Origin of the sequence: Bradyrhizobium sp., assembly GCF_036009065.1 — a bacterium.
Classification (GTDB): domain Bacteria; phylum Pseudomonadota; class Alphaproteobacteria; order Rhizobiales; family Xanthobacteraceae; genus Bradyrhizobium.
Map to the genome: position 1 here is coordinate 1 of NZ_DASYMN010000322.1, position 3,213 is coordinate 3,213.

At 63.8% G+C, this 3,213-nt stretch carries 3 protein-coding genes; all 3 read right to left on the reverse strand.

The window, feature by feature from the left end:
* Positions 1–165 precede the first annotated feature (165 nt).
* Positions 166–1,620, reverse strand: coding sequence for a cell wall hydrolase (locus tag VGP39_RS19840; protein ID WP_327569796.1), 1,455 nt, complete (start codon positions 1,618–1,620; stop codon positions 166–168).
* Positions 1,621–1,709: 89 nt separating this feature from the next.
* Entirely contained in the window at positions 1,710–1,934 is a 225-nt protein-coding gene (locus VGP39_RS19845; RefSeq protein WP_327569797.1) for a hypothetical protein, read from the reverse strand.
* A 16-nt stretch (positions 1,935–1,950) separates the two neighbouring features.
* The coding region (locus tag VGP39_RS19850; RefSeq protein WP_327569798.1) for a putative PEP-binding protein at positions 1,951–3,213 on the reverse strand (1,263 nt) is incomplete at its 5' end.

Below are 3,213 nucleotides of genomic sequence, written 5' to 3' on the forward strand. Positions count from 1 at the left end.
GAGACGCCGCGCAAGCGCGCGGCTCCTCAGAGTTTGTGAATCTATTCGAATTTCGACGTTTCTGCGGGTCCTAAGTCTTTGATTTGACTCATGTCGGAAAACGCAAAAATCAATAGATTCACAAGCTCTCAGGATGACGACTGAATGTGTGGCAACTGGCGAATTCTAGCGGCGGACGCTCGCCGTGGTCAACTCCGCGGAACTGCGGCCGGCCTCGGCCAGCTTTGCGGAAATTTCCGCGGTCTGCGCCTTCGTGCCCCAGCTCGGCGCCTCGCTGCCGTCGCCCCAGGCCCGCGGCCGATAGAAGGTGTGCACGCCGAATTTGTACATCTTCTTCATCTCATGCACCCAGGACGGATGCACCCAATAGGCGTGGTAGTGCGTCGACTTGGCGACTTCCGGCAGCCAGAGCTGGCCGTCGAGCATGGCTTTGGCGATCTTCCTGGCGCGGTCCCACATGTCGGGTTCGCGCACGACGTCGGCGACCTTATCGCAGGCGAAGGTGAACTGGCAGGCGAGATGGCGGTGCTTGTTCTGGTAGACGACGCCGCACACGGTGTTCGGATAGAAGCCGGAGAAGGCGCGGTTCATCACCACCTGCGCCACCGCGATCTGGCCGCGCACCGCTTCGCCGCGCGCCTCGAAATAGACCGCCTCGGCCAGACATTTTTCGTGGCGGCCGCGCGCCTTCTCGTCGAACAGGCCGAGGCGCTCGGCCGGCGTCTTGAGGCGCTGGTTGTCGCTGTTGACCTCGCCCTTGCTGGCGATGCTTTCGCCGGCTTTTGTCGCCTCATCGACTGTCGCAGGCAACGAAGCCGTCACCTTCATGTCGGGATCGGGGCCTGACGACATGACGATCGACGGCTCCTCGCCGGGCTGCCAGCGCTCCATGCTGTCGATGGAGGCGCCAAGCGACGAGCTTCCGAAGAACAGGCTCGCGGTCTTGACCGAGAAACCATCGCGCGGCGGCGCGGGCTCGACCGCCACGATGGCGGCATCCGGCGCGCTTTTCGAATCGGTGAACGGCTGCACCTCCAGCGACATCGAGACATCGTATTGCGGATATTGCCGCAGCGGCGGCGCCTTCAGCGCTTCGGCGAGTTCGGGATCCAGCGGCGCCGGCGCAGCGGCAGGCATCGCGGCCGCGGTCTTTGCGCCCATCACCGATGCGTTGGAGGTCGAGGGGTCTTCATTCGAAGGCAAAGCTTCCGCCGGCGCGGTGATCTCCGGCGTGACATTGGCGAGACGATCGCCCTTCAGCGTGCGGTTGACCCTGGGGAAATCCGACGCCTGATAGCGCGGCGGCGCCTGCATGATCGGATTGCGCGTCAGCGAGCCGGTGATGTCGATGCCCTGGTTGTCGAGGCTCGCCAGTTGAAACGTTGCATCGCGAGATGACGTTCCGATCGGACGGCCGAAGCTGAAGGTGGCGACCTGAATGGAACTGACGGCGGAGGCGAACACCCGCTTCTGCCAGCGTTCGGCGACGCCGGGCTGCCGGGCCAGCAACGATGCGATATCCTGATAGCCGAGCTCGGTCGGGATCAATGCGAAGACGCAGAGACCGAGGCCGAAGGACGCGAAACGCGCGCCCTTCGGCCGGTTACGCAATACAGACATCGACAAACTCACGCACGCAACGCAACACTACACACACACGATCGACGCGCACGTTCGGTGCAACTCGATCGTTTTTGGTAGTATCCAATTTAGGTTGCGAGGGAGTTAACCGTGATGCCCGCGCGCCACACGCAAGCGCGCCGGCAATTTCCGACGATCACATCGAAAGCATTGGTAAATCGCGCGCGCATGAAAGTGGTAAACATCGCGTTGACGAAATTTTTTCCTTCGTCATGGCCGGGCTTGACCCGGCCATCCATCTTCTTCGAAGATTCTCGAGAAGAGGGATGGATGCGCGGGTCAAGCCCGCGCATGACGATGCCCTACGGCCTACGCCTGCCCGGCCGCGGTCTTGCCGAGGGCGGCCTGGGCCGCGGCGAGGCGGGCGATCGGCACGCGGTAGGGCGAGCAGGAGACGTAATCCAGGCCGATCTCATGGCAGAACGTCACCGAGACCGGGTCGCCACCGTGTTCGCCGCAGATGCCGACCTTGAGGTCTGCCCTCGTCTTGCGGCCGCGCTCGACCCCGATTCTGACCAGTTCGCCGACGCCGTCGCGGTCGACCGAGATGAACGGATCGATCGGCAGGATTCCTTTGGCGATGTAGGTGCCGAGAAATCCGGCGGCGTCGTCGCGGCTGATGCCGTAGGTGGTCTGGGTCAGGTCGTTGGTGCCGAACGAGAAGAACTCCGCGGTCTCGGCGATATCGCCCGCCATCAGGCACGCGCGCGGCAATTCGATCATGGTGCCGACCTGATAATTGAGCTTGACGCCGGTCTCCTTCATCACCGATTGCGCGGTGGCGTCGATGCGCGCCTTGACCAGATCGAATTCCATCCTGGTTGCGATCAGCGGCACCATCACCTCGAGCCCGACGGCCTTGCCAGTGCGTTTCCCCGCTTCCACCGCGGCCTCGAAAATCGCGCGCGACTGCATCTCGGCGATTTCCGGATAGGCGATCGCGAGCCGGCAGCCGCGGAAACCGAGCATCGGATTGAATTCGGCAAGGTCGCGGGCGCGATCCGCGAGCCGGCGCGGATCGGTATTCATCGCCCGCGCGACTTCCTCGATCTCGGCCTGGGTGTGGGGGAGGAATTCATGCAGCGGCGGATCGAGCAGCCGGATGGTGACCGGAAGCCCCTTCATGATCTCGAACAGCTCGACGAAATCCGCGCGCTGCATCGGCAGCAGCTTTGACAGCGCGGCGCGGCGCGCCTGTTCGTCCTCGGCCAGGATCATCTCGCGCACGGTGCGGATGCGCCTTTCCTCGAAGAACATGTGCTCGGTGCGGCAAAGCCCGATGCCCTCGCCGCCGAATTTTATGGCGGTGCGGGCGTCATCCGGCGTATCCGCGTTGACGCGCACGCCGAGCTTGCGGACCTGATCGGCCCAGTTCATCAGCGTGCCGAACTCGCCGGAAAATTCCGGCTCGATCATCGGCATCCGCCCGGCCAGCACCTGGCCCAGCGAACCGTCGATGGTGATGACATCGCCGGTCTTGAAGATGCGCTTGCCGATGCTCATGGTGCCGCGGCCGTAATCGACGCGGATGGTGCCGCAGCCGGAAACGCAGGGCTTGCCCATGCCGCGCGC

Excerpts from the sequence above, each read along its gene's own strand:
- VGP39_RS19840 (WP_327569796.1), bottom strand. The coding sequence starts at position 1,620 with ATGTCTGTATTGCGTAACCGGCCGAAGGGCGCGCGTTTCGCGTCCTTC.
- VGP39_RS19845 (WP_327569797.1), bottom strand. The coding sequence starts at position 1,934 with ATGCGCGGGCTTGACCCGCGCATCCATCCCTCTTCTCGAGAATCTTCG.